This window comes from Maribacter sp. (genome assembly GCF_049667165.1).
In the GTDB taxonomy this organism is placed as follows: Bacteria; Bacteroidota; Bacteroidia; order Flavobacteriales; family Flavobacteriaceae; genus Maribacter_A.
On record NZ_JBATHS010000297.1, the window covers coordinates 1 to 23,577 of the forward strand.

General features: G+C 40.9%; 23 protein-coding genes. 6 read left to right on the plus strand and 17 right to left on the minus strand.

The features are described 5' to 3' along the window. Window positions 1–168: 168 nt before the first annotated feature. The 3 genes from WBM98_RS14115 to WBM98_RS14125 form a co-directional block, all read right to left on the minus strand. Window positions 169–1,149 (minus strand): Gfo/Idh/MocA family protein, encoded by a 981-nt coding sequence (locus WBM98_RS14115; RefSeq protein ID WP_424366666.1) that lies wholly within the window; start codon window positions 1,147–1,149, stop codon window positions 169–171. Window positions 1,150–1,163: 14 nt separating this feature from the next. After that, window positions 1,164–1,406: a PLDc N-terminal domain-containing protein gene (locus WBM98_RS14120; protein WP_424366667.1), complete on the minus strand. Its 243-nt coding sequence runs from the start codon at window positions 1,404–1,406 to the stop codon at window positions 1,164–1,166. A 111-nt stretch (window positions 1,407–1,517) separates the two neighbouring features. Further along, window positions 1,518–3,773, minus strand: coding sequence for a TonB-dependent receptor (locus tag WBM98_RS14125; RefSeq protein ID WP_424366668.1), 2,256 nt, complete (start codon window positions 3,771–3,773; stop codon window positions 1,518–1,520). Window positions 3,774–4,133: 360 nt separating this feature from the next. Here WBM98_RS14125 and WBM98_RS14130 point away from each other — a divergent pair, with 360 nt between their 5' ends. Beyond that, a complete protein-coding gene (locus tag WBM98_RS14130) occupies window positions 4,134–6,599 on the plus strand; it encodes an ATP-binding response regulator (RefSeq protein WP_424366669.1) in 2,466 nt (821 codons plus the stop codon). On the opposite strand, the gene WBM98_RS14135 is transcribed toward WBM98_RS14130, so the two are convergent. The 8 genes from WBM98_RS14135 to WBM98_RS14170 form a co-directional block, all read right to left on the minus strand. Further along, a complete protein-coding gene (locus tag WBM98_RS14135; RefSeq protein WP_424366670.1) occupies window positions 6,574–7,929 on the minus strand; it encodes a sigma-54-dependent transcriptional regulator in 1,356 nt (451 codons plus the stop codon). The genes WBM98_RS14130 and WBM98_RS14135 overlap by 26 nt on opposite strands. A 191-nt stretch (window positions 7,930–8,120) precedes the next feature. Next, the gene (locus WBM98_RS14140; protein WP_424366671.1) at window positions 8,121–8,423 is read right to left on the minus strand and encodes a hypothetical protein; all 303 of its coding nucleotides are present in this window, start codon (window positions 8,421–8,423) and stop codon (window positions 8,121–8,123) included. 397 nt (window positions 8,424–8,820) lie between these two features. Then, the gene (locus tag WBM98_RS14145) at window positions 8,821–9,120 is read right to left on the minus strand and encodes a hypothetical protein (RefSeq protein WP_424366672.1); all 300 of its coding nucleotides are present in this window, start codon (window positions 9,118–9,120) and stop codon (window positions 8,821–8,823) included. A gap of 212 nt (window positions 9,121–9,332) precedes the next feature. After that, window positions 9,333–10,874, minus strand: coding sequence for a DUF4301 family protein (locus WBM98_RS14150; protein ID WP_424366673.1), 1,542 nt, complete (start codon window positions 10,872–10,874; stop codon window positions 9,333–9,335). Continuing rightward, entirely contained in the window at window positions 10,871–11,434 is a 564-nt protein-coding gene (locus WBM98_RS14155) for an AAA family ATPase (protein WP_424366674.1), read from the minus strand. Before WBM98_RS14155 ends, WBM98_RS14150 begins: the two co-directional genes overlap by 4 nt. Beyond that, window positions 11,389–12,027, minus strand: coding sequence for a nicotinamide riboside transporter PnuC (gene pnuC / locus WBM98_RS14160; protein WP_424366675.1), 639 nt, complete (start codon window positions 12,025–12,027; stop codon window positions 11,389–11,391). Before pnuC ends, WBM98_RS14155 begins: the two co-directional genes overlap by 46 nt. Beyond that, on the minus strand, window positions 12,011–12,271 hold the full coding sequence (locus WBM98_RS14165) for a hypothetical protein (protein WP_424366676.1): 261 nt from the start codon (window positions 12,269–12,271) through the stop codon (window positions 12,011–12,013). Before WBM98_RS14165 ends, pnuC begins: the two co-directional genes overlap by 17 nt. A 16-nt stretch (window positions 12,272–12,287) precedes the next feature. Continuing rightward, window positions 12,288–12,920 carry a 4'-phosphopantetheinyl transferase family protein gene (locus tag WBM98_RS14170; RefSeq protein WP_424366677.1) on the minus strand — a complete coding sequence of 211 codons (633 nt, stop codon included), beginning with the start codon at window positions 12,918–12,920 and terminating at the stop codon, window positions 12,288–12,290. Window positions 12,921–13,001: 81 nt separating this feature from the next. On the opposite strand from WBM98_RS14170, the gene ahcY reads away from it, so the two are divergent. Further along, on the plus strand, window positions 13,002–14,318 hold the full coding sequence (gene ahcY / locus WBM98_RS14175) for an adenosylhomocysteinase (RefSeq protein ID WP_424366678.1): 1,317 nt from the start codon (window positions 13,002–13,004) through the stop codon (window positions 14,316–14,318). A 96-nt stretch (window positions 14,319–14,414) separates the two neighbouring features. On the opposite strand, the gene WBM98_RS14180 is transcribed toward ahcY, so the two are convergent. Next, the gene (locus WBM98_RS14180) at window positions 14,415–14,945 is read right to left on the minus strand and encodes a hypothetical protein (RefSeq protein WP_424366679.1); all 531 of its coding nucleotides are present in this window, start codon (window positions 14,943–14,945) and stop codon (window positions 14,415–14,417) included. Between the two features lie 230 nt (window positions 14,946–15,175). Between WBM98_RS14180 and WBM98_RS14185 the strand changes: the two genes are divergently transcribed. Further along, window positions 15,176–15,697, plus strand: coding sequence for a 5' nucleotidase, NT5C type (locus WBM98_RS14185; RefSeq protein ID WP_424366680.1), 522 nt, complete (start codon window positions 15,176–15,178; stop codon window positions 15,695–15,697). Between the two features lie 70 nt (window positions 15,698–15,767). Here the strand turns inward: WBM98_RS14185 and rpmA are convergent, their stop codons facing one another. The 3 genes from rpmA to WBM98_RS14200 form a co-directional block, all read right to left on the minus strand. Beyond that, on the minus strand, window positions 15,768–16,028 hold the full coding sequence (rpmA, locus tag WBM98_RS14190; protein ID WP_424366681.1) for a 50S ribosomal protein L27: 261 nt from the start codon (window positions 16,026–16,028) through the stop codon (window positions 15,768–15,770). 61 nt (window positions 16,029–16,089) lie between these two features. After that, on the minus strand, window positions 16,090–16,800 hold the full coding sequence (gene rplU / locus WBM98_RS14195) for a 50S ribosomal protein L21 (protein WP_424366682.1): 711 nt from the start codon (window positions 16,798–16,800) through the stop codon (window positions 16,090–16,092). 96 nt (window positions 16,801–16,896) lie between these two features. Then, window positions 16,897–17,352, minus strand: a complete 456-nt coding sequence (locus WBM98_RS14200) for a DUF4199 domain-containing protein (protein ID WP_424366683.1) — start codon at window positions 17,350–17,352, stop codon at window positions 16,897–16,899. 191 nt (window positions 17,353–17,543) lie between these two features. Between WBM98_RS14200 and WBM98_RS14205 the strand changes: the two genes are divergently transcribed. From WBM98_RS14205 to WBM98_RS14215, 3 genes are all read left to right on the plus strand, one after another. Then, on the plus strand, window positions 17,544–18,869 hold the full coding sequence (locus WBM98_RS14205) for a M16 family metallopeptidase (protein ID WP_424366684.1): 1,326 nt from the start codon (window positions 17,544–17,546) through the stop codon (window positions 18,867–18,869). A 2-nt stretch (window positions 18,870–18,871) separates the two neighbouring features. Continuing rightward, window positions 18,872–20,941 (plus strand): M16 family metallopeptidase, encoded by a 2,070-nt coding sequence (locus WBM98_RS14210; protein WP_424366685.1) that lies wholly within the window; start codon window positions 18,872–18,874, stop codon window positions 20,939–20,941. A 279-nt stretch (window positions 20,942–21,220) separates the two neighbouring features. After that, complete coding sequence (locus WBM98_RS14215; RefSeq protein ID WP_424366686.1) at window positions 21,221–21,652, plus strand: hypothetical protein; 432 nt, start codon at window positions 21,221–21,223, stop codon at window positions 21,650–21,652. Window positions 21,653–21,717: 65 nt separating this feature from the next. On the opposite strand, the gene gldD is transcribed toward WBM98_RS14215, so the two are convergent. Continuing rightward, window positions 21,718–22,272 (minus strand): gliding motility lipoprotein GldD, encoded by a 555-nt coding sequence (gene gldD / locus WBM98_RS14220; protein ID WP_424366687.1) that lies wholly within the window; start codon window positions 22,270–22,272, stop codon window positions 21,718–21,720. Then, the coding region (locus tag WBM98_RS14225) for a gliding motility-associated protein GldE (protein ID WP_424366688.1) at window positions 22,262–23,577 on the minus strand (1,316 nt) is incomplete at its 5' end. The genes WBM98_RS14225 and gldD, both read right to left, overlap by 11 nt.

A 23,577-nucleotide genomic window follows, 5' to 3' on the forward strand; every position in this document is an offset into this window, starting at 1 on the left:
CATCCTGAGGTAGGATGCATAATCCCAGGGGCATCAAAGGTAGAACACCTACTATCGAATATTACTGCGATTGCTATGTCTCCCCTGACCGACAAGGAAAACAAAGCGGTGGATGCCATTTACGACCGCCTGCTTAGGAAGCATGTGCACCATATGTGGTAACGGGTTTTATAGCGTACCCAAAATCCGATCCATCACCCAACTGGTATGCAGACCTGATGCTCCCAAAGAAGGATGCAAGCCTTTACCCAATAAGTGCTCCTTGATGTTCGCCACATGGAACTTTTGAATATGTTTCGGGTTCTCGATTTCAAGTTTCTGTTCGCCCTGATCGTTAATTAGGATAATCGGAGCTTCATCAAAAACAGAAAACATGATTTTTCCTTGGCTTCCATAAATCTCGACTTTGTCCTCCCGTTGATGACAACCAAAATTCCAGCTTCCAGAACCAGTTATGCCGTTCATATGTAACCATTGCCCTAAAATAGAGTCTTTCGCGCTGTACAACCCCATTTGATTGGTGGTAATACCATTGGCTTCCTTTATTTCCCCCAATAAAAAAACAAAGAGATCGATCCCATGGCTTGCCAAATCATCGAAATAGCCGCCAGGTGCAATGTTCGCGTTCGTCCTCCAATTGTCCGCCCCACTCAAATCCAAATCATGGGGCGGTTTGGACAGATGCCATCGAATATGGCGGACCTCGCCAATAGCACCTTCATCCAACCATTGCTTTATTTGAAGAAATCGGGGTAATGAACGCCTGTAATAGGCTATGAACAAAGGCAGGTTCTTATCACTGAAGGCCTTCTGTATTTCAAGACTATCGAGATAATTAGGTGCCATTGGTTTTTCGACACAACAGGGTTTACCCGCTTCGGCCACTTTTAGCGCATAGTATTTATGGGAATCAGGGGGAGTGGCAATATAGACCGCATCAACCTCCCTATCCGCTATCAAGTCCTCCGCATTGGTGTAAAACTTAGGTACTTTATGCCGTTTCGCATAATCTGCGGCTTTTTCCTTATTGCGGCGCATAACGGCCACCACCTCAAACCCCTCGGTATTTTGATAGGCCGGCCCGCTTTTCAGTTCGGTTACCGAACCACAACCTAGTATGCCCCATCTAACTTTATTGTTATTCTTCATTTATAACGACTGATTTATAGATCTTGATTTGTAATTTGGGATTCATTTTCCACCACTTTCTGATCTTTTCCAATCAAAAAATAAAGCAAAGTACCCAACGGATTCAATAGCAATACGACCGCTATCCAAATCCATTTATCATAGGTTCCTTTAAACTCCCCTTTAAATATATCGATAATGGCAACTACAGGCAAGATGGCCAATACAGCTATGATGGCTAAAATCAAGATGTGCCAAATTCCGAATCCAACATCCATACGATTGGTTTATTATACCATAAAGCTACTAATAATCAAACATGGTACAAAACAGGGAGTACGTTCATTTTAGACCTATCTTTCCTTCTTAAACCAATGCTAGGAATCAATTCATAAATTCAATGTGGCACCCAGTAAAAAATTCGTGCCTGCCTGTGGATAATACCCAGCCCCTTCTATAGTCGTTATCTGTCCAGGAGACGTCCAATCGTCATCATAAGTAAAGAAATAACCATTTGAAACATATTCGGCATTGAAAATATTGTTCACCAATAAGGAAAGTGTCAACCGTTTGATAAAGGTGTTGGTTTCTATCTCAAATTGCGCATTGAAATCGGTTTGGGAATAGGCGTCCAAAATAGATCCCTTGGCATCGATATTGCCCATATATTGTTTGCCTACATATTTGCTCAACAAGGCTAATTGAATTTTCTCGTTGGGCGTGTATGAGAAACTGTTGCCAATAATCAAATCGGGCGAAAAGGCAATATGGGTATCCCCCAAATTCGCCAGTACCCCATCACGCTGAAAAACGAAGCCCTTGTTCTTATTAGTACTTATGGCCACATTTGGACTTAGTGCAAACTTATCGCCCAAAGCAATTTGTGCATCGATCTCCAGCCCAAAACGATAGCTGTCCCCGACATTGGCCCGTAATGGGGCCCCTACATCATTCAATTCACCGGTAAGCACCAATTGATCCTTGTAATTCATATAATATACATTCGTATTGACCTGTAGCTCCGATGAAACATACCGCCAACCCAGCTCCAAATCATTCAGTCGCTCGGGTTTCGGACTTCCATTTTCATAGTCATTTCTATTGGGCTCCCGATTTGCCACTGCAAAGGATAGGTAAAAATTATTATTTGGGTTCAGATCATAGGTTGCCCCAAACTTTGGATTGAAAAAATCAAAGGTATCATCTACTAATCCGGTGTCTTCACCATTGGCCTCGTAGCCCACCGTTCTATATTGAAGATCCCCGAAAAGACTCCAATGGTCATTCAAGCTGTAATTGACCTTGGCGAAAACATTAAGATCGGTCTTTTTCGAAGCATCATCATAATACCGATCCCTGATAAAACTGTTGGGCGCATATGCTGCCCAAATCACTTCCCCAAAGTGTTTGCCTTCATAGGAATTCCACCCGCCACCTAAAATCAAATCGAGATTCTCCTTTTTATAATTGGCTGAAAAAACGGTACCAAAGAAATCATTATCCAACCACCTTCTACGAACTAAATCCGTAGTGTTCACCTCTTCCCCATTGACTACCAAAGGCGCGAAACCGTAGGTCTCAAAATCATCATCCTCTTTAAATTGCTCAAAAAATCCTCGTCCTTTGGTATAATGCAATGCCAGATTGGTGTTCCAATACCCGTTCAATTTTTGGTTCCATAGGAGCTGGGCGTGGTTTTGTTTGTAATCATCAACTTCGTTATCGTAAAACTTTGTATTGCCATCCTCATCAGTATAAATTCCGGAGGGGTTGAAGGTTCGATCGTTTTTCAATGTTTCTGCATCAATTCCATACCATGCCTGATAGGTGATTTCATGTCCCCCGAAAAGCACAGCCTTCAGCAGGGTTTGGTCATTTTTAAACGCTCCCTGTAAAAAGTAGGAATCCAATGCTGATGAAGCCCTATCTATATACCCGTCGGAGGTGATTCTGGACAATCGCCCTGAAATCTCCAACTGATCATGCATTAGTCCCGTACTGAATTTCAGATTATTTCGCAACGTATTATAGCTGCCTATCGATGATGAGATTCGTCCATAAGCTTCTTCTGACAATCCGTCTGTGGCAATATTAAGACTTGCCCCAAAAGCCCCTGCCCCATTGGTTGATGTACCGACACCGCGCTGCAATTGCAAGCTTTCTGTGGAAGAGGCAAAATCGGGCATATTCACCCAAAAGGTACCGTGTGACTCTGAATCGTTATAAGGAATCCCGTTTATCGTTACATTAACTCTTGTGGCATCACTGCCGCGCACCCTGATACCGGTATAACCTATCCCCGCCCCAGCATCGGAAGTGGTGACCACAGCAGGCATGAAATTCAGTAACACGGGTATATCCTGTCCAAGATTTCTTGGTCTCAATTGCGCTTTGGTAAGATTGGAAAAGGTGACCGGAGATTGCTTGGTTGCCCTGATTGCAGAAACGAACACCTCATCCAGGGCTATTTTTTTGCCTTCCAAAGAATCGGTTTGGGTTTCTTGGGCCGAAAGCCCTATAACCAAACAGCCCAAAGTGACCGTTAAAGCGTTACGGTAATTATTATTGTGATGTTTGATCGATTGCCTTGAACCCCAGAGAGAATTCGCACGGGCGAAATTTGAAATTGAATAGAGCAGTTTCATTCGTAATAGTTTTATTACGAATAAAAGGGGCGTTATTCTTGGTTAAAATTGATTTTTGTTTCCCATGGAAACGTACGATAATCCAAATGGCAATCTTTGCCTCCCTTGACAGCATTACCTGTCCAGGTTCGTTGGGTGTAATCTCAGCTTTTCCCGAACTTTTTTCTTGGACTATCCATAACAAGTTCGAGGTTTTAGCACCCCTTTGAGATACTGCAAAGGTACCACAGCCTTTTGATCTTTCATAGAAAAAAGTAGAATCATTATAAGGCGTGACTCGACGGCAATCGAGACTATATTAACACTTTTTTTGAACTCCTTAAGACGTTATATACGTATCTAAAATATCAACAACAGACCATGGACAAATCCAAGAACAAGTTTACCATAAAAATAGTTCTCAGTTATCTACTTTTAATAGTCCTGGCCATTACGGCATCGTTCTATATTTTTTCTGAGATTCAGGATTATATCGCTACGGAGTCTACCGAAGAAAATGATAACAAACTGATGAAGACCAGTGCGTTCCTTACCAAATTATACGAGGCCGAAAACCTATCCAAATTAGTCCTACAATCCCGTGAAAAGAAAAACTTCATTACCTATTCAGAAAAAATCGATTCTATTTACAACGACATTGAAACCCTAAAAAATCTGTCCGATAGCAATTACCAAACCCAGTTATTGGACAGTTTATCGCTCTTATTGCAAAAAAAGGTGACCAACAATAATGCCCTTAGGTTACTAAAAGCTAAAAACCAAACCAGTAAATCAATCGCCAATGCATTGAATGAGTTCGATAAAATGGAGGCTTCCCTGGGTATTATTACGGCCGAAAGCTTAGCCCCAAACCTCAGTGAACTATCGCCCAAAGCCCAAGAAACTATACACAAGGTAGCTCGTTATTTAAATGAGAATATCCCATCAAAGGAGGCCGATATAGATAGGGCAAAGAAAGTGGATTCGGTTTTACAGGTTTCAAAGGCCTTATTGAAAGAAGTTGAGGAAGACAACCTTACCAATGAAAATACCGTTGCCCAACAAGAATTGAAAATAAACAAAACGGATCTAGAGCTTACCCAACAATTGCGCAATATTATTTCTTCCTTCGAAAAAGAGGTTTTTCTGCGTAGTATCAATGATAACATTAACAGGGAAGCTGCGTTAAAACGGAGTATTCACCTTGCGGGAATAGCTGCCATACTCGGTTTTTTCGTTGTTGGCATATTCACCTTTATCATTAATCGCGACTTTTGGAAAGCCAATCTTTACCGGCAAAAGCTGGAAAAGGAAAAAAAATATTCCGAATCGTTATTGCAAAGTAGGGAGCAGCTCATCACAACCGTGAGCCATGACCTTAGAACACCATTGAATACCATTTCTGGATATTCGGAAATCATAGAAAAATCCGGTCTGACCGATAAGCAGATCGAATACTTCGACCATATAAAATCCGCTTCCACCTATGTGAATAACCTGGTGAACGATCTATTGGATTTCTCTAGACTTGAGGCTGGCAAGATGAACATCGAAAAAGTTCCCTTTAACTTATCCCAATTATTAACTGAAACCGCCGAGGATCTTGCCGCCCAATACAAACACAAGGACCTTTCCTTAAACACGCGTATCGATCCTGCTTTGGACCAGAATATAGTTGGGGATCCTTTTCGGCTACGCCAGATCATAACCAATCTTTTGGGCAATGCCTATAAATTTACACATGAAGGGAGTATTACCGTTGAAGCAGATTGGGTCAAAAAATCAACTTTTGGAGACTTGATCCGAATACGAATCAAGGATACAGGCATCGGAATCGGCAAGGAAAAACAGCAATTGATCTTTAAGGAATTTACCCAAGCCGAAGACACTACCGAAAAAAAATATGGTGGATATGGGTTGGGCCTCACCATTTCCAAAAAGCTTTTGGAGCTATTAGGCGGGAATTTGACACTAGAAAGCACCGTAGGCTCCGGCAGTACCTTTACCGTAGAACTTCCGGTTGAATTTGAACCTATACAAATAAATTCGAATACCGTATCACAAAGAGCCGGCTTAGAAAACGGATTTAGAATACTGATTTTGGATGATGATACATCCTTTATACAAATGGTGGGTGAAATGCTGAAATCGGAACATTTTGAACCCGTTCTGTATACCGATTTTAACGATGTGCCAAAAACAGGATTAGCTTATGATGTGGTACTGACCGATATTGAAATGCCGGCCATTACCGGATTCGAGGTTCTAGCCAAGTTAAAAACTGGGGAATATGGGCACTATACCAACCAACCAATCATCGCCATGACCGGAAGAAGGGACTTGACAGAACAGCTTTCCCTATCACACGGTTTTCATAGGATACTACAAAAACCATTTTCGAAAACCGAGCTACTAAAAACGTTACGATCCATACAAAGCGGAAATAAAAATGTCCAAAATACCATGCCACCCATTTCCCTGGATACGGAAGCACTAAATAGCCCCTATTGTTTAAAAACACTTATTTCCTTCTTAGGTGAAGATGAAAAATCCTTAAACGAAGTATTACAAACGTTCATGACCGACACGCGAGATAATATGCAGCAACTTAAAACCGTAGCAGAACAAAGGGATTTTATCGAAACACAAAAGGTAGCACACAGAATGTTACCTATGTTCAGGCAATTAAAGGTGAAGGCTTGTGTGATTTTACTGGAAGATTTGGAAATTTCCAAAGCGGATTCGGTTGATCTGAAAAAAACACACGAAACCTTGCAATTCAATGTGGACAAACTACTAAGGGCACTAAAAAAACGCGAAATCAAACATCCAAATTATATTGACTGATTCTGTTGTACAGTGTCTTTCTTGTGACCTGAAGAATCTTGGCAGCTTTGGACTTATTATAATTGGTGCGTTTTAAGGCCTTCATAATCTGGTCTTTTTCAAAATCGGATTTGGAAATACTTCCATGGACTTCGTTCGTATTTGCCGGATTACAAATTTCCACGGGCAAAGAATCAACAGTGATTTCCCCCTTTTCGGTCAATAGAACGGCACGTCGTATCACATTTTGCAGTTCCCTTATATTCCCTGGCCAATTATAAGTTTCAAAAACATCCTGGACCTCTTTACTAAATCCAACTATTTCTTTGTTCAATTGCCGATTGGAAATTTCCAGAAAATATTCGGCAAAAAGGGCCAAATCACCATGTCTATCGACCAAGGATGGTATCTGAAGGGAAAACTCATTGAGTCTATGGTATAGGTCCTCACGAAAAGTCCCCTGCTTTACCGCTGCTTTCAAATCTTCATTGGTGGCTGTTATTATCCGAACATCAACATTGATTTCCTTGGTGCTCCCTACACGTTTTATTTTACGTTCCTGTAACGCCCTAAGCAATTGCATTTGATTATCGTAAGGTAAATTTCCCACCTCATCCAAGAAAAGCGTTCCTCCATTGGCAGCTTCAAAAGTACCCTCTTTATCATCAATCGCCCCCGTAAAACTACCCTTTAAATGCCCAAAGAATTCACTGGAAGCCAACTCCCTTGGGATTGCCCCACAATCTACAGCAATAAAAGGATGGTCCTTTCTTTTACTGCGTTCGTGTATGGCCTTGGCCGTAACTTCCTTTCCCGTGCCACTATCCCCTATGATCAACACGGACAAATCGGTCGGGGCAACAAGATTTATGTATTCGTCCAATTTCTTGGAGGCGTCACTGACTAAATTTAGACCTTTGGTTTCTTTGGGGGTCGATTCATTATGTTCAGAATTACTTTCACTTTCCGAGTTTTCCCTGACTGTTAATCCTAATTTCGGCCTGGGGTCAAGGGCTGCATCAATGAGGTCTAAAACCTCATCAGGGGTAAACGGTTTTGCAATGTAATCGTAGGCTCCTTTTTTCATGGCCTTTACCGCTGTGCGCACTTCCGCATATCCCGTCATTACGATTATCGGTATCTTGCCCTGTATTTCCACAATCAGTTCTATACCATCCTGGTCGGGCAATCTGAGGTCGGTCAATACCAGGTCAAACTCCGTTTGTTTTAATTTCCTTTTCCCATCCAAGGCGGTAAAACTGGTTTCAACCGTATACCCTTTCCTCTCCAAAAACTTTTGTAGCATTTGGGCAAAGGAGGTATCATCCTCGATAATCAAGATTTTAGGCATAGCATTGGGCATTATAGGTATGTACGTAAAATTAACATAAGTAAGCTTTAACTTATTTAAAATTATCATAAACCTATAGTCCTATGGCATCAATTATCAAAGCGCTTCCCCTGCTCTTTTACTGAAAAAGGGTAGCGAAGTGCTACCCTTTTTCCGACCAACCCAACGAACAAAAATAATACCCGATGTGTCTAAATTTTTAACCAATTTCCATCAACATCAGCGAATAAGGTACCTTTCGTGCCATTTTTTAAGGACATTTCCAACTTGTACTGACCCGCTTCACTTAAAAAGACTTTTTCAATACTGGCCGTGGGGTAGAATTTACTTACCGATGCCTTTATCGCTTGGGGCAGCTCATTTAGAGCTATTTCCTTGAAATCGTCCTGTAAACGGACTTTTTCCGTGGATTCAGTATATATAGCTTCCTTATTTTGCGCAAAAATGGTTAAACCCGTAAAGAATAAAACCGCTATTAAAATTAATTTCTTCATACTTCTTCCTTTTTTAAAGTTGACCAATATACACTCATGTACATTGAATTATTCTGCTAATTATGGGCAAACCTTACCCCTATAAAACCATAACGTGCAACAATTACCAATCCTAAAAAAGGGGAACCGCCAAAGCAGCTCCCCTCACCAACCAAAAGAACGATTTACACTTTTAATAGGCTGCAAAACCCATTGTGGAATTCAATTCACGCCCATGGGCAACAGCTTATTTGGGGGCTTTTCGTAGTTTAAAATCAATTCTTTTCCGCTGATTTCCTTATAGTCAAAGGTTAGTGTTGCTATAAAGTAATTGCCTGATTGTTCAATCCTATTGTATGTATCACAAAAAACTGCCCGAAGGCAGCTTTTATGATGACCAACTCAAACCAAACTTAACTTACATTTCTATCCAATTCCCTTCAGCATCGGCATACAACTCCATTGTGCTACCATCTTCAGAGGAAACTTCCAACTTATATTGGTCGTTGTCGTTTTTATAGGCCTTGTTCAAGGTTGCATCTGGATAAGCCTCTTCCAAGGCATTTGTTATGGCTTCCGGCACGTCAGAAACAGCTATTTCAGTGAAATCCTGTACTAATATCTCTTCCATAATTCCATCGTGGAATATAGGTGAAGCGGCAACACTACCTGTTAAACCACCTAAAACCAATGCTGTAGCAAAAACTAATTTTTTCATTTTTATATATTTTAATTAAACATTCTTGCTTTAGGGTAAGAGAAAACAGTGCCAATGACCCAAAAGGCATTCATTTTTATATAATGTCTTGAATAGCAGTCATTTATAATGAATGAGGGTAATGATGGGGCTGTATAAAATTGTATCTGAACAAAAAAAAAGTGTATAATACATATACACTTTTATAGCAATTGTCAAAAATCCATTCTGTATCAAGAAACTTGATGCGTAGGTTTCAACAAGTCGTTGACTGTTTTAACGGGATTGAATGTGGCTAAGGGCACCTCTACAAAAATTGTGTTCCAATATGCCATGGCACCATTCCATAACCCAGGCAATTCCAAGGCCTTTAAAGCACGGCCTCCTTGTGTTTTTTCAGTAATAAAGCCTTGCTTATGGTCCACAAAATTCAATAAGTTGAACTTTTCGCCTTTGTAATCCTTAACCCCACAAACCAAATCTACGGGATTGAAATGGGTCGCGTTATTTAGAATATCCACTTGTTTTGGATTGGACATGTCTATTTGGGCCGATTCAATGATTTGCAATGACACATGGTGGTGGTCATTCTTGATCCAAAAAGGGCCGCCTCCGGGTTCTCCCTCATTTTTGACCATACCACATATACGGATAGGCCTGTTTATTTTATCCTTTAAGATTTCTATTTGATTCCCAATACTGAACCCCGCATAATTATCAACAAAGCGCACATTGAGATCTTTTTCCAAAAAATCTTTGATCTCAAGCATACTATCAGCAGTCAGGTTATTATCATCAATTCTTTTGGCATAGGCAAAGGCCTTCTCTTGCACTTTCAAAAGCAACCCTGCCAACATTTTTTTGCTTTTGGTAAGTTCGTCCTGGGCAGCAGGCACGACCACATTGTCAATATTCTTGATAAAAATAATATCAGCTTCCTCCTCGTTCAGATTTTCGATGAGTGCCCCATGTCCTCCCGGCCTAAAAAGAAGTGAACCGTCCTGATTTCGGAACGGGTTATTCTCCACATCAACAGCTATGGTATCGGTTGAACCCTTTTGATAGGAATAAGCAACGTTGAATACCGTTTGGGTCGCTTGGGAAAGTCGTTCATTGATCGCACCATACTCTTTGGTGAACATCTTTAAATGTTGTTCGGAAATCGTAAAGTGCAGGTTGGCCTCACCATCTACTTTGGCATAGTTCGATGCTTCCTTTAGATGCTCCTCAAAAGGCGTGGCCGAATGGTCGCCATAGTCATGAAACGGTAAAAGCCCTTTAGGATAAAATCCATAGTTCAAAGCGTCTTCTGACATCATTTCCTTTACAAAAAGATAGAGCCCCTCATCACTATTCGATGCTTTGCCCTTTATCCTTTTCTGAACGGTCCCATAAAAGGGAAAATCCTTCAACCCCTTATTGAAAGCGAGCATATCGGAATCATTGGTACGCTCAAAATATTCTTTCAGCGTCTCTTTCTTAGGATCATAGGCAACTAGGAAATTGAACAATGCCTTGAACATTCTTGATGCCGCGCCTGAAGCGGGCACAAATTTAAGCAATGATAATCGGTCCTTGGCCGCTTCGAACGTATTGATCAAGGAACTTCTTTCACGCACCGTGAATTTAAGAATACCTTTATCTAGTATAGCGGCATCAACCAAATTGACAAAGGGAATACCTTCTTTGAAAATTTGGATCTGATTTCTTACTTTTTCTTTCTCTATGCCTTTTGCGGCCAGTTGATTGATATCTTCCTGAGTAAATTGGATCATTTGTTCAATAGGTTATCTATATGTTGTACAGCGGTTTTTAATCGGGTTTTTTTATCCCCTTTCAAGATAACAAATTTCCTATCATATTTCTCTAACGTATCTTTAAAATATTTGAACATACGTTCACGCTCCTCGGGTTTGTCCCTCAGATCATCCTTTTCCCATGGTATGTCTATATAGGTCAGGAAATAAAGATCATACTGGTTTTCCAAGGCGTACTTTTCAAGTAAGGGGTCGCAATACCCCAGATAGTATGCTTCGGAATATACTTTGGTCTCCAATAAATCGGTGTCACAAATAAGCACCTTCGTTGCCTTTTGGGCCAAATCATTTTCAAGGGCCATCTGTCCCCCGGCGATAGGCAGCAAGTCTTTAGGTTCACAGGTTTTTCGTTCATTGTTCCATTTATCCTGAAGATATTCCCGGGCATATTCAGGAACCCAAACGGAATTGTAATGCCGGGCCAATTGTTCTGACAAGGTCGTCTTTCCCGTAGATTCGGGACCGAACAAGACTACTTTGATAATGTTTGTAGGTTGCTGTCTAAATTTTTCTTCCATGCTTGGTAACCGTAAATAGCAATTATGGTAAATATAAGGTACTGTAGGCTGGTAAAAGTAAAACCTTTATGAAAATACAAGGGAATGGAAATAATATCGCCAACAATCCAATAAATCCAATTTTCAAGCTTTCGTTTTGCCATGAGCCACATGCCCACAAAGAACACGGCGGTTGTGACGGTGTCTACATATGCCGTCCAGCTTGTCCATTTGTCGAATATTTGATAAACGAAAAAGACGAATATCAATGTTGCAATGAAAATAAGCGCAGAAATCCTGTGCTCTTTAATTGTGGTCTTTGTAATGGGTGTGAAATGGGTAGCATCGACTTTTCGTGTCCAAATATACCAACCGTAAACGCTCATGATAAAATAATACCCATTGATCATCATATCCCCGATCAAACCCCATTGAAAAAGAAGGTAAACGTATATTGAAGTACTGATCATCCCCGTCGGGTATACCAGAATATTATTTTGCTTTGAAAACCAGACCGAAAGCAATCCAAAGATGACGGCAACTATTTCAAGAACAATGTGAAATGTTTCGTATTCGGCATATTGCCCAAACAGGAAATCAAAAATGTGGTTCATATCCGCTTCTGTCAGATTTAACCAATTTCATGTAGAGTAGTCCCTTATCCATAAGTTCGAAGGCTTCTTTGATTTCAGCTCCTAAAACCTTCATGACCTCATCATAAGGGCCGAAGACCTGGGTACTCAATGGATTCTCCAAAATCGTTAGCCCTGATGATCTTAATTTTTTGATAAAATGGATGATATGCTTTTCAAAATCGTCTTGCAGCGGTGAAAAGGTAAGTTCAACTGATATTTCCATGGTTATAATTCAATATTTAATTCTTAACTGCATAAACGCACGTAAAGCCTTCAAATTCCAAAAATTTCAATGTATAAAAGGTGGTATCTCCCTTGTAATGTATCTCACCTTCAATCATGCGATCCGAAAATTCAAAATCATTGATATAGATATGATCGAAAAAACTAAGTCCGACTGTAGCATAAATCTTATAGAGCGATTCCTTACAGCCCCAGACGATGGTATATTTTCGAACGAGATCTTTTTTATCCGCTATATGTGCATAGGCATCGGTTGGGGTGAATTTATGGGCTATGCGGGTAATCAAATCCCGTTGCATCTCAATATCGATGCCGACCTCCAGTTCACTACTAACAATAATTCCTGTAAATTGATGTGAATGGGTAATACTGATATGTTTACCGTCGTGAAGATGGGGCTTACCTACCTCATCGTAAAAAAGGTCCTTATCCTCATAACCTGCTTCTGCCATTAAATGGCGAATACTCAAAAAGCCCTTGCGATGCAATTCGGATTTCATGCCGTCCATACGGTTTTGGCAGTGATCGGTAAGTTCAATCCCTTTTGCAAGTTGCTTTTCGGTTTCTTCGATCTTCCAAATATATACTTTTATGGTCGGGCTAACCTGTATTGTCTTATAAAGAGGCATGTTGTTATTTAGGATATTCGTAACTTTGCCCTTCTAAAAAAAGAGCAATAGTAAACAACGAAAGTAAAAAGAAAAAAGGATATGGCTACCAAAACTGTTTCATATATACCCTATAAAGTAAAGGATATAACCCTAGCCGATTGGGGAAGAAAAGAAATTTCATTGGCCGAGGCAGAAATGCCGGGGCTTATGGCACTTCGTGAAGAATATAAGGATGAGCAACCGCTGAAAGGTGCCCGAATTGCAGGGTGTCTGCATATGACGATACAAACGGCCGTGTTGATCGAAACCCTAGTGGCTCTTGGCGCAGAGGTAACATGGAGTTCCTGTAATATATTCTCTACCCAAGACCATGCCGCTGCGGCTATAGCTGCAGCCGGTATTCCCGTCTATGCGTGGAAGGGAATGAACGAAGAGGAATTTGATTGGTGCATTGAACAAACTTTGTTCTTTGGCGAGGATCGCCAACCGTTGAATATGATTTTGGACGACGGTGGAGACCTGACCAATATGGTCTTAGATCAATATCCTGAACTTGCCAATGACGTAAAAGGCCTCTCGGAGGAAACAACAACCGGGGTACATCGCTTATACGAAAGGGTCAAGAATGGAACCTTACCCATGCCTGCCATCAACGTTAACGATTCGGTCACTAAATCAAAATTCGATAATAAATATGGGTGTCGCGAAAGTGCGGTGGATGCCATACGTCGGGCAACCGATACCATGTTGGCTGGCAAGCGCATAGTGGTCGCCGGGTATGGTGATGTGGGCAAAGGTACGGCAGCTTCGTTCAAAGGGGCCGGGGCCATTGTTACCGTCACCGAGATAGACCCCATTTGTGCACTTCAAGCGTGTATGGATGGTTTTGAAGTGAAAAAATTGGAGACTGTTGTTGGCAATGCCGATATCGTAATCACGACCACAGGGAACAAAGACATTATCAGGTCGGAACATTTCAAAGCCATGCGCGATAAGGTTATCGTATGTAATATCGGGCATTTCGATAATGAGATCGATATTGCCTGGTTAAATGAAAACTATGGGCATACCAAAGATGTGATAAAACCACAGGTAGATAAGTACACCATTGATGGCAAGGACGTTATTATCTTGGCAGAAGGACGTTTGGTAAATTTGGGCTGTGCCACGGGGCATCCGAGTTTTGTGATGAGCAACTCTTTTACCAACCAGACTTTGGCGCAGATAGAACTTTGGAAAAACAATGGGGCGTATGAAAACAAGGTGTATATGCTCCCCAAACACTTAGATGAAAAAGTGGCTAAATTACACTTGTCTAGAATGGGTGCTGAACTAACGGAACTTCGTGAAGATCAGGCATCATATATCGGGGTTACCGTAAAAGGACCCTTTAAGCCGGACTATTATAGATACTAGGCTTGATCAATGTTCTTTTAAAGGTGCGATGTAAGACAATAACAAAACCCTTGTTCAATGAACAAGGGTTTTCTTGTGGGCCTTCCCGTCAATACACTAAAATGGGTGATAACTGAATTTTTGTCCACCGATAGAGGCATCGGCCATTAAACCTGCTTTGGGCAGTGCAAATACGGCAACACCGTCTTTGTATTTCGCATTAACGGCTATTCCAGATTTTAGAGCGACCGCCGAGGCTTCCGCGGCAAATTCAAACTTGCCCGCTTTAAACCTATCCAGATCAACCGTAGTCTCGAAAAAAATGATTTCGATAATGGCCTGACCCCCAGCCTGTAATCCGATATTCAATTTTTTAAGGTCGGCCATTCCGATGGCGTTTCCACCTTCATAGACCACGCCATTTCCAGAAGCTCCCCCAATTATAAATCCGCCCTTACCTACGTTGGGAAAAATTACATACCCGGCCGATTCGTTGAAAAAACCCTCAAGGGTCGAATCTGTTTTCAATAAGGTCTGCTTTGCCGTTTTGGCATCTTCAATAAGTTTTTTATCCTTTTGGGTCTGCGCCGTTACCGTTGCGGCCAGCAACATTATGGACAGCACTAGTATGGTTTTGAATATTTTCATGGTATTGTATTTTACATTAGGGTACAAAGATAGAATGCAACATCCTCAATTTTGACGTCCAGACTAATAAGAATATGTTAATACGGATCTTAAAATAGGGATGTCCTATCCATAACAGATTTTTTAGGCCACCGATATATAAGCTACTCGTAATATTAATACTAGTAACTTTCTTTAAAACATTTCCACATCATGACAATTTTTTAGTACTTCGTATAAAATTTTGGAATATGACACTATTTGTGGATATGGACGAGGTGCTTGCCGACACCTTCGGCGCACATATCGAGATTTATAACGCGGAATTCAACGCATCCCTTACCGCTGAGGCGTGTATGGGATCCGAGGTCTGGAAAATGGTCCCCGAGGCCCATCAAGAAAGTATACGTAAACATGCTACGCGTAGGGGGTTTTTTAAAAATCTAATGCCGATTCAGGACAGTAAGTATATTTTAAAGCAACTTTCTGCAAAGTATGAGGTATATATAGCTTCAGCGGCCATGCAGTTCCCCAATTCGTTGGAGGAAAAAAGCGAGTGGTTGGATGAACATTTCCCCTTTATTCCTTGGCAAAATAGGATACTATGCGGCCATAAACATATTCTAAAAGGGGATGTACTTATTGACGATCGCAGTTATAATCTAACTAATTTTGATGGCAGAACATTACTTTTCACCTCCCCGCATAATGTGTATAGCAATGGTTTTGAAAGAGCCGACTCTTGGCAAGAAGTTGCAGAAAAGCTGTTATAGGATATTAGATTAAAAAATAAAACCCTCTCCATATCGGAAAGGGTTTTATATTTTATACGTATAATGGTTTTTAGGCCTCAAACGGATCTATGGAAACATAGGATTTTCCTCCTGCTTTCTTCTGGAATTTTACCATTCCGTCTACTTTTGCGTGCAAAGTATGATCTTTCCCGGCATATACATTTTCGCCTGGATTATGCTTTGTGCCGCGCTGTCTTACGATGATATTACCAGCGATGGCCGCTTGGCCACCAAAAATCTTTACCCCTAAGCGTTTCGATTCTGATTCCCTACCGTTTTTTGAACTACCTACACCCTTCTTGTGAGCCATTTTTTTCGGTTTTTAGTTCCCGTACTGCAACGGGATATAGTTATACTTAATGGTTAAGCTATTATGCTTTGCCACCGTCTAATTCGTCTTGCCATTTTTTCAACTCGTCCCACTTACCTTCAGCTGCCAATTTAGCTTGTGCTGGCCAGGTATCGGTTACGTGATTGCCACGAACATCTGAAATAATCCCAGCGATCTTTTCTGGAGTTGACTTAGCCAATTCAGCAAAAGTGGAAATACCAGCGGCGATTAAGGTTTCGGCGATCTTTGGCCCAATACCTTCAACCTTTTTTAAATCATCAGCCTTTTTGGGAGCAGCTTTTTTAGTTGCTACTTTCTTGGGCTCAGCTGCCTTGGCAACAGTTGGCTTAGGCTCCGCTACTTTGGCAACAGTTGGCTTGGCCTCAGCTTTTGCCTTAGGTTCAGTCTTTGCTTTTACTGGGGCCGCTTTTTTGGCGCCCGAGGCGATAATGCTTTCAACTAGAATTTCGGTTAATGATTGGCGATGGCCATTCTTAACCTTGTAACCTTTACGTCTTTTCTTTTTAAAGACAATTACTTTGTCACCTTTAAGGTGTTTAACGACTTTGGCCTCAACAGCGGCTCCGTCTATAGCTGGGGCGCCAACAGTAACGTTCTTACCATCATCCAAAAGAAGTACATTGTCAAAAGTTACCTTTTTTCCTTCTTCTGTTTGCAAACGGTGAACATACACTTTTTGGTCTTTTGCAACTTTGAATTGCTGCCCTGCCATCTCTACAATTGCATACATAGCGTATATATTAATTTAATTTATACCCATTTTTTTTCAATAGGCGGGTGCAAATATACTGCTAAATGCCAAATCTACAAGCCATTTTATAGGTTTTTAGGAAGATTTTTTCTTTACATCATTACTTGATTTAAATAGCTGCATAAAAGAAAGGGTAAGTACCAAAGTCGTAGAGAAACCCATGATGGCAACTGTGAAGAAAACTATGGCCTCGAAATTATTGTACTCGCCGAACCACGCTGCTGATAATTCCTTCAGAAAATCAGTGTTGATCTCTGTAGCATAAAATGCAAAAAAGACCGTGAAAATCAAGGTTGCTACAAATCCGGTAATCAATCCGATTTTAAAACCCTGTCCATAACTAAATCCTTCCCTGTTCTGAATGCGTTCATATTTTATTGCCTCATAGATGGCAAATCCTGTGATAACCGTATTAAAAAGGCTATAAAATACATTCGTATGTAAATTGAAAAGTGAGAGGATCAAAAAATAAGCGATTAGTGAACCACTTGCGGCTATTCCAAATCGAATGGGTAACGAAAAATTTATCATATGCTAAGAATATTAGGGAATAATAATACGCAATAAACCCGCAGGTAACAAAAAATATCTATCTGCTAGGCATTAAATTCTTGTTAAAACAAAGCGAGTTTTCCTTCGAATATACTTAAAAAATTATATTCGGGGAACTAATTCAATACAAGGTAAGACGGTTCAACCATTTAATTCTAATACTTTAATAAATGAAATTTCGACTACTTTTCATACTAATGGCGCTATTCATAGTGTCTGCGACGATTGCCCAAGCGGTTTCCTATGAGGAATACGACCTTGAAAACGGACTCCATATTATTCTACACCAGGACAATAACGCCCCGGTGGTGACCACTTCGGTGATGTACCATGTTGGTGCCAAGAATGAGCAACCTGACAAAACGGGATTCGCCCATTTTTTTGAACATTTATTGTTCGAAGGCACCAAGAATATCGAACGAGGAGCGTGGTTTAAGATCGTCTCTTCGAACGGAGGTCAGAACAACGCAAATACCACCCAGGATAGAACCTATTATTACGAGGTGTTCCCTTCTAACAATTTGGAATTGGGACTTTGGTTGGAGTCTGAAAGAATGATGCATCCTATCATCAATAAAATCGGGGTTGATACGCAAAGTGAGGTCGTACAGGAAGAACGACGCATGCGTTATGATAATGCCCCTTATGGAAGATGGCGCGAACAAATGTTTGTCCATTTGTTCAAAAAACATCCGTATCGTTGGCAGACTATTGGTTCTTTGGAACATTTGGCGAATGCCTCCTTGGAGGATTTTAAAGAGTTCAATAAAAAATATTATGTGCCCAATAATGCGGTTTTAGTGGTTGCAGGAGATATAGAAATCAACAGGACCAAAAAATTGATCAATGATTATTTTGGTCCTATTCCCAAGGGAAATACCATTGACCGCCAAACATTTATCGAGGATCCGATTACAACGACCATAAAAACGGTATACCACGATCCGAACATACAGATACCGGCCATCTTCATGGGGTATCGCACCCCTGCCCAAACCGATAGGAATGCCTATATACTCGATATGATATCGACCTATTTAAGTGATGGCAAGAGTTCAAAATTGTATAAGAAGTTGGTCGATGAAAAGAAAATGGCTCTACAGGTATTTGCGTTCAATGGATCCCAGGAAGATTATGGCGCTTACGTGGTTGGAGCGCTACCGGTAGGTGAAACCACGTTGGCAGACCTTAAAAACGAAATAGACGGTGAGATTCAAAAATTACAGTCCGAATTGATCTCAGAAAACGATTATCAAAAACTCCAGAACAAATTCGAAAATCTGTTTGTCAACGCAAACGGCAGTGTTTCCGGTATCGCAAATTCATTGGCAAGATATTATATATTGTATGATGACACCAATTTGATCAACACTGAAATAGATATATACAGATCTATCACAAGGGAGGAAATAATGCAGGTGGCCAATGAATATTTGAAACCGAATCAACGTGTTGAATTGGAATACCTACCAGAAGCAGTAATAGAAAACAAATAACAATGAAAAGAGTATTACTAACATTGGTCCTTGGTCTTATTGCATTACAACTGCAGGCCCAGGTCGACAGAAGCAAAATGCCAGCACCAGGACCTGCTCCCGAAATCAACCTGAAAGAACCACAACGTTTTGAGCTGAAAAACGGTCTTAAGGTCATGATAGTTGAAAACCATAAACTTCCCAGGGTTTCGATGCAATTGAGTATAGACAACCCACCTATTTTGGAAGGGGAGAAAGCGGGCGTTTCGAGCCTTACGGCCAGCCTATTGGGCAAGGGCTCCAAATCGATTTCAAAAGATGATTTCAACGAAGAGGTCGATTTTCTAGGCGCACGTATCAGTTTTGGGTCACAGAGTGCCTTTGCGAGTTCGTTGTCAAAATATTTTCCCAGGATTTTCGAACTAATGGCCGATGCCGCTATCAATCCCAATTTCACCGAAGAGGAATTCGAAAAGGAAAAACAAAAGCTGCTCACGGCACTAAAAGCACAGGACAAGGATGTTTCTGCCATTTCGAGCAGGGTGCAAAATGCATTGGCCTTCGGCACAAGCCACCCCTATGGCGAATTCGTGACTGAAGAAACATTGAATAACGTAACATTGACCGATGTGCTACAGTTCTATGAAAATTATTTTGTGCCTGCGAATGCTTATTTAGTGGTCATTGGGGATGTTGAATTTGACCAGGTCAAATCATTGGTAACCGATTATTTTACACCATGGGTCAAGGCGACCCCTCCCTCGGTGTCATACTCCTATCCCTCCAATGCCAATTATACCCAAATAAATTTTGTGGATGTTCCCAATGCCGTTCAATCGGAAGTGGTCATTGAGAGTCTGGTAGACCTAAAAATGAAAGATGAGGATTATTTGAATGCCCTTTTGGCCAATAGAATCCTTGGTGGTGGCGCACAATCGCGTTTGTTTTTAAACTTAAGGGAAGATAAGGCCTATACCTACGGTTCCTATTCAAGTCTTGGAAACGACAAATACGCACCAGCAACATTTACTGCTAGCGCACAAGTGCGGAATATGGTAACCGATAGCGCAGTGGTCGAAATCTTGAAAGAAATTGATAAAATCGTGAAGGAGCCTGTCACCGATGAGGAACTCAAGGATGCCAAGGCCAAATATGTGGGTAATTTTGTATTGGCCTTGGAAAAACCCGAAACCATGGCAGCATATGCCCTGAATATTGAGGTCGAAGGACTCCCACACGATTATTATAAAACCTATCTGGAACGCATAAATGCCATAACCAAGGAGGACGTTCAAAAAGCTGCCCAAAAATACATGGATATTAATAAGTTGCGTGTTGTGGTAACGGGAAAAGGAAGTGACGTAATCGACAACCTGGAGCAGCTTACCTTCAATGGTAAAAAAGTACCGATCAAGTATTATGACAAATATGCAAATAGCATTGAAAAGCCTAATTATGAAGGTACCATCCCCGAAGGAATGACGGCCCATCACGTTTTGGAAAAATACATCGAGGCCATTGGCGGTAAAGGGAAATTATTAGAAGTTGTATCGTACGCCTTGATGGCAGAGGCAGAACTACAGGGCACGAAATTGAATCTTGAGATAAAGAAAACCTCAAACAATCAATTTATGCAAGAGATCAAGGTCATGGGAAATTCCATGAGCAAACAAGTGCTTGATGGGGAGAAGGGGTATATGGTCGTGCAAGGGCAGCAAAAGGACTTGGGTGAAGCCGAACTAAAACAGCTCAGGGAAGAATCAATTCCCTTTCCGGAATTGAACTTGCTTGAAACCGATATTACTTTAGAAGGGATAGCGGTGATCGATGGCAGAAAGACCTATAAACTCAAACTTTCGGATGAAAAGGCTTCCTTTTTTGATGTTGAATCCGGATTAAAAGTCAGGGAGGAATTGAGTTTTGAAGCCAATGGGCAAACAATGAACACCACATTTGATTATGGTGATTATAAGGAAGTCGCGGGCATTAAGCTTCCTTTTTCATTGACACAAACCATGGGGGGGCAAAAAATTGAGTTCATTATTCAGAAAATCAAGATAAACGAAGGGGTTTCCGATCTTGATTTCGAATAGTTATAAATGAAAAATCTAATTGAAAATGGCATCGTGCATATATGATGCCCTTTTTACTGCCCAATATTCTGTAGTGCCCATCATTCAAACAGATGATTTCCGTAAAATTTATAAGGTCGTTATTGAGATAAAAAGATAGGTAATACGTATTTTTGAAAAATAATAACACACCAAAAAATGCTGTTATTCCATAATCCCTAACGATCAAAATAGTATGAGTTGGAATGATTTCGAGCTATTACCGAAATCGAAGGTTCATGAATAAAAAAATAGTGCCCTATGAAAAAGATTTTTAGCTTATTGGCTGTACTGTTAGTAATTGTCAATACGTCCTGCAAAGAAGGAAAAAAAGAAGATTCGAAAGTCTCCAATACCCAAATGGAGCGTGTGATGGCCATACATGATGAGGTGATGCCTAAAATAAGCGGCATGGGCAAAATGGTCGGTAAACTAAGTGCCAAGGAAGACACCACCGCATTGGGCATGCAATACACCAACGCAAAAAAAGGCCTACAAGATGCCCACAAGGCCATGATGGACTGGATGCAGGGCTTTGGCAACCGATTCGATTCTGATGAGATATTGAATGGAAAGGCCCTATCAGAACAAAAACAAATCTGGTTGAATGAGGAAGAAGTAAAGGTCAAAGCCTTGCGCGAACAGATCAACACCAGTATTGCCAATGCCGAAAAACTTCTTGGCGAGGAATAACCGCTATCAAAATCATTGTTTTATTGATTCCCCAGTACTGTAGATGTACTGGTCTGCGATGGGCTTTACTTCCATCGAATGCTTTCCATGAACTTCTTTATGTCGTTCTGCAAATACGTAGCCGCAGGGTAAATTGAGTCGTAGTTGGGTCGGGTGTAGAAATAAAGCGATCCTGTAACAAAATGGTCCGTACTGTCGGTGACGTAAAATTGGGCTTGGGAAGCGGCATCACCCACGACTTCAAAAAACATTCCATACACCCTGTCCTTTTCGTTCACGAAAGGATGGGGTAAAATTCCATCGGCCTTGGATGCGTGTTCTATCGACAATTTTTGGGCATCCATTAATAATTTGTCGATATTGTCCCTTATCTCTTTATAGGTAATGAACAAAGATCCTTTCATCCTTGGATAATCTAAGGTCATTGAGGTACCATCCTGATTTTTGAACTCACTTTCCTGGTTTTTAAGAAAGTTGAAATGGTCGGTTTCCATCAATTCATATTCCGTAGTGGGATAATCCAATCGCAATAGGGCCTTGGGCTTGGGAATGACGGCTTCCTGGCATCCTATGAAAAGTAAAATCATACCCCATAAAAAATAGTTGCTCTTAATTTTCATGCGGCAATATCACTTTAATTTGTTTCAATCTTTTTTTATCAAGACTTTCCACGATAAACTCATAATTCTTGAAAATGATTTTTTCCCCTTTCTTAGGAAAACTTCCGGCTATCTCCAATACAAATCCGGCAATGGTCTCTGATTCCCCTTTCTGCTCTTCAAAATCATGCTCGTCCTCCATTTTCAATACACGATAAAAATCCTTTAGGGCCGTCTTCCCTTCAAATACATAGTTATATTCATCCAATTTCGAATAAACCAAATCCTCATCGTCAAATTCATCACTGATATCGCCCACGATTTCCTCGATGATATCCTCAAGGGTGACAATTCCTGAGGTGCCCCCATATTCGTCAACAACGACCGCCAAATGGTTTTTCTTTTCCTGGAACTCCAACAACAGATCATCCAATTTCTTGTTTTCAGGCACAAAATATGGTTCCCGTATCAAGGATATCCAATTAAAGGACTTGCGGTCGATAAACGGCAGAAGGTCCTTAACATAAAGTACCCCCAGTACATTGTCCATATTTTCGGAGAACACGGGAATTCGGGAGTATCCCTGTATTTTTATTTCGTTTAGAACATCAGGAAATTTCATGTCCTCGCTTAGGGCGAATAGATCGATACGCGGACGCATGACCTGCTTGGTGTCGGTATTGCCAAATGAAACAATACCTTCCAACAAGCGTTGCTCTTCCTTGGTTGTGTCACCTTCTGAGGTCAACTCCAAGGCTTGTGACAAATGGTCGACACTGAGGTTCGACTTATACTTGCCCAGTTTGTTATTCAGGTAAATCGTACTAGAGCGCATAGGCAGGCTCAATGGGGAAAAGAGAAAATCGAGCACTTTTAAGGGATAGGCCATAAAATGGGTGAAACTGATCTTATTTCTATTGGCATATACCTTGGGCAAAATCTCACCGAACATCAAAATCAGAAAGGTGGCCACCACGACCTCCAAAAGAAATCGGACCGAAATAAAATTGAACAACACATAGTTGATATTCGAGAACAAGGTGTTGCCGATGACATTAAAAAGAAGGACCACCCCTATATTGATCGCATTGTTGGCAATTAATATGGTAGCTAATAATTTCTTTGGACGATCCAACAATTTTACGATAATGTTGCCCTTGGACGTGTTGTTCTGGTCAATGGTATTAATATCTGTTGCTGACAAACCGAAAAAAGCCACCTCAGCTCCTGAAATCAGTGCTGAACAAAGTAGTAAGAATACAAGGATGCATATATTGAGTACCAAAGCACTCTCCATGGCTATAAAAGTCGGAAATAAACTAAGGG

Coding starts and splice junctions, on each gene's coding strand:
- WBM98_RS14115 (WP_424366666.1), bottom strand. CDS start 1,149: ATGAAGAATAACAATAAAGTTAGATGGGGCATACTAGGTTGTGGTTCG.
- WBM98_RS14120 (WP_424366667.1), bottom strand. CDS start 1,406: ATGGATGTTGGATTCGGAATTTGGCACATCTTGATTTTAGCCATCATA.
- WBM98_RS14125 (WP_424366668.1), bottom strand. CDS start 3,773: ATGAAACTGCTCTATTCAATTTCAAATTTCGCCCGTGCGAATTCTCTC.
- WBM98_RS14130 (WP_424366669.1), top strand. CDS start 4,134: ATGGACAAATCCAAGAACAAGTTTACCATAAAAATAGTTCTCAGTTAT.
- WBM98_RS14135 (WP_424366670.1), bottom strand. CDS start 7,929: ATGCCTAAAATCTTGATTATCGAGGATGATACCTCCTTTGCCCAAATG.
- WBM98_RS14140 (WP_424366671.1), bottom strand. CDS start 8,423: ATGAAGAAATTAATTTTAATAGCGGTTTTATTCTTTACGGGTTTAACC.
- WBM98_RS14145 (WP_424366672.1), bottom strand. CDS start 9,120: ATGAAAAAATTAGTTTTTGCTACAGCATTGGTTTTAGGTGGTTTAACA.
- WBM98_RS14150 (WP_424366673.1), bottom strand. CDS start 10,874: ATGATCCAATTTACTCAGGAAGATATCAATCAACTGGCCGCAAAAGGC.
- WBM98_RS14155 (WP_424366674.1), bottom strand. CDS start 11,434: ATGGAAGAAAAATTTAGACAGCAACCTACAAACATTATCAAAGTAGTC.
- pnuC (WP_424366675.1), bottom strand. CDS start 12,027: ATGAACCACATTTTTGATTTCCTGTTTGGGCAATATGCCGAATACGAA.
- WBM98_RS14165 (WP_424366676.1), bottom strand. CDS start 12,271: ATGGAAATATCAGTTGAACTTACCTTTTCACCGCTGCAAGACGATTTT.
- WBM98_RS14170 (WP_424366677.1), bottom strand. CDS start 12,920: ATGCCTCTTTATAAGACAATACAGGTTAGCCCGACCATAAAAGTATAT.
- ahcY (WP_424366678.1), top strand. CDS start 13,002: ATGGCTACCAAAACTGTTTCATATATACCCTATAAAGTAAAGGATATA.
- WBM98_RS14180 (WP_424366679.1), bottom strand. CDS start 14,945: ATGAAAATATTCAAAACCATACTAGTGCTGTCCATAATGTTGCTGGCC.
- WBM98_RS14185 (WP_424366680.1), top strand. CDS start 15,176: ATGACACTATTTGTGGATATGGACGAGGTGCTTGCCGACACCTTCGGC.
- rpmA (WP_424366681.1), bottom strand. CDS start 16,028: ATGGCTCACAAGAAGGGTGTAGGTAGTTCAAAAAACGGTAGGGAATCA.
- rplU (WP_424366682.1), bottom strand. CDS start 16,800: ATGTATGCAATTGTAGAGATGGCAGGGCAGCAATTCAAAGTTGCAAAA.
- WBM98_RS14200 (WP_424366683.1), bottom strand. CDS start 17,352: ATGATAAATTTTTCGTTACCCATTCGATTTGGAATAGCCGCAAGTGGT.
- WBM98_RS14205 (WP_424366684.1), top strand. CDS start 17,544: ATGAAATTTCGACTACTTTTCATACTAATGGCGCTATTCATAGTGTCT.
- WBM98_RS14210 (WP_424366685.1), top strand. CDS start 18,872: ATGAAAAGAGTATTACTAACATTGGTCCTTGGTCTTATTGCATTACAA.
- WBM98_RS14215 (WP_424366686.1), top strand. CDS start 21,221: ATGAAAAAGATTTTTAGCTTATTGGCTGTACTGTTAGTAATTGTCAAT.
- gldD (WP_424366687.1), bottom strand. CDS start 22,272: ATGAAAATTAAGAGCAACTATTTTTTATGGGGTATGATTTTACTTTTC.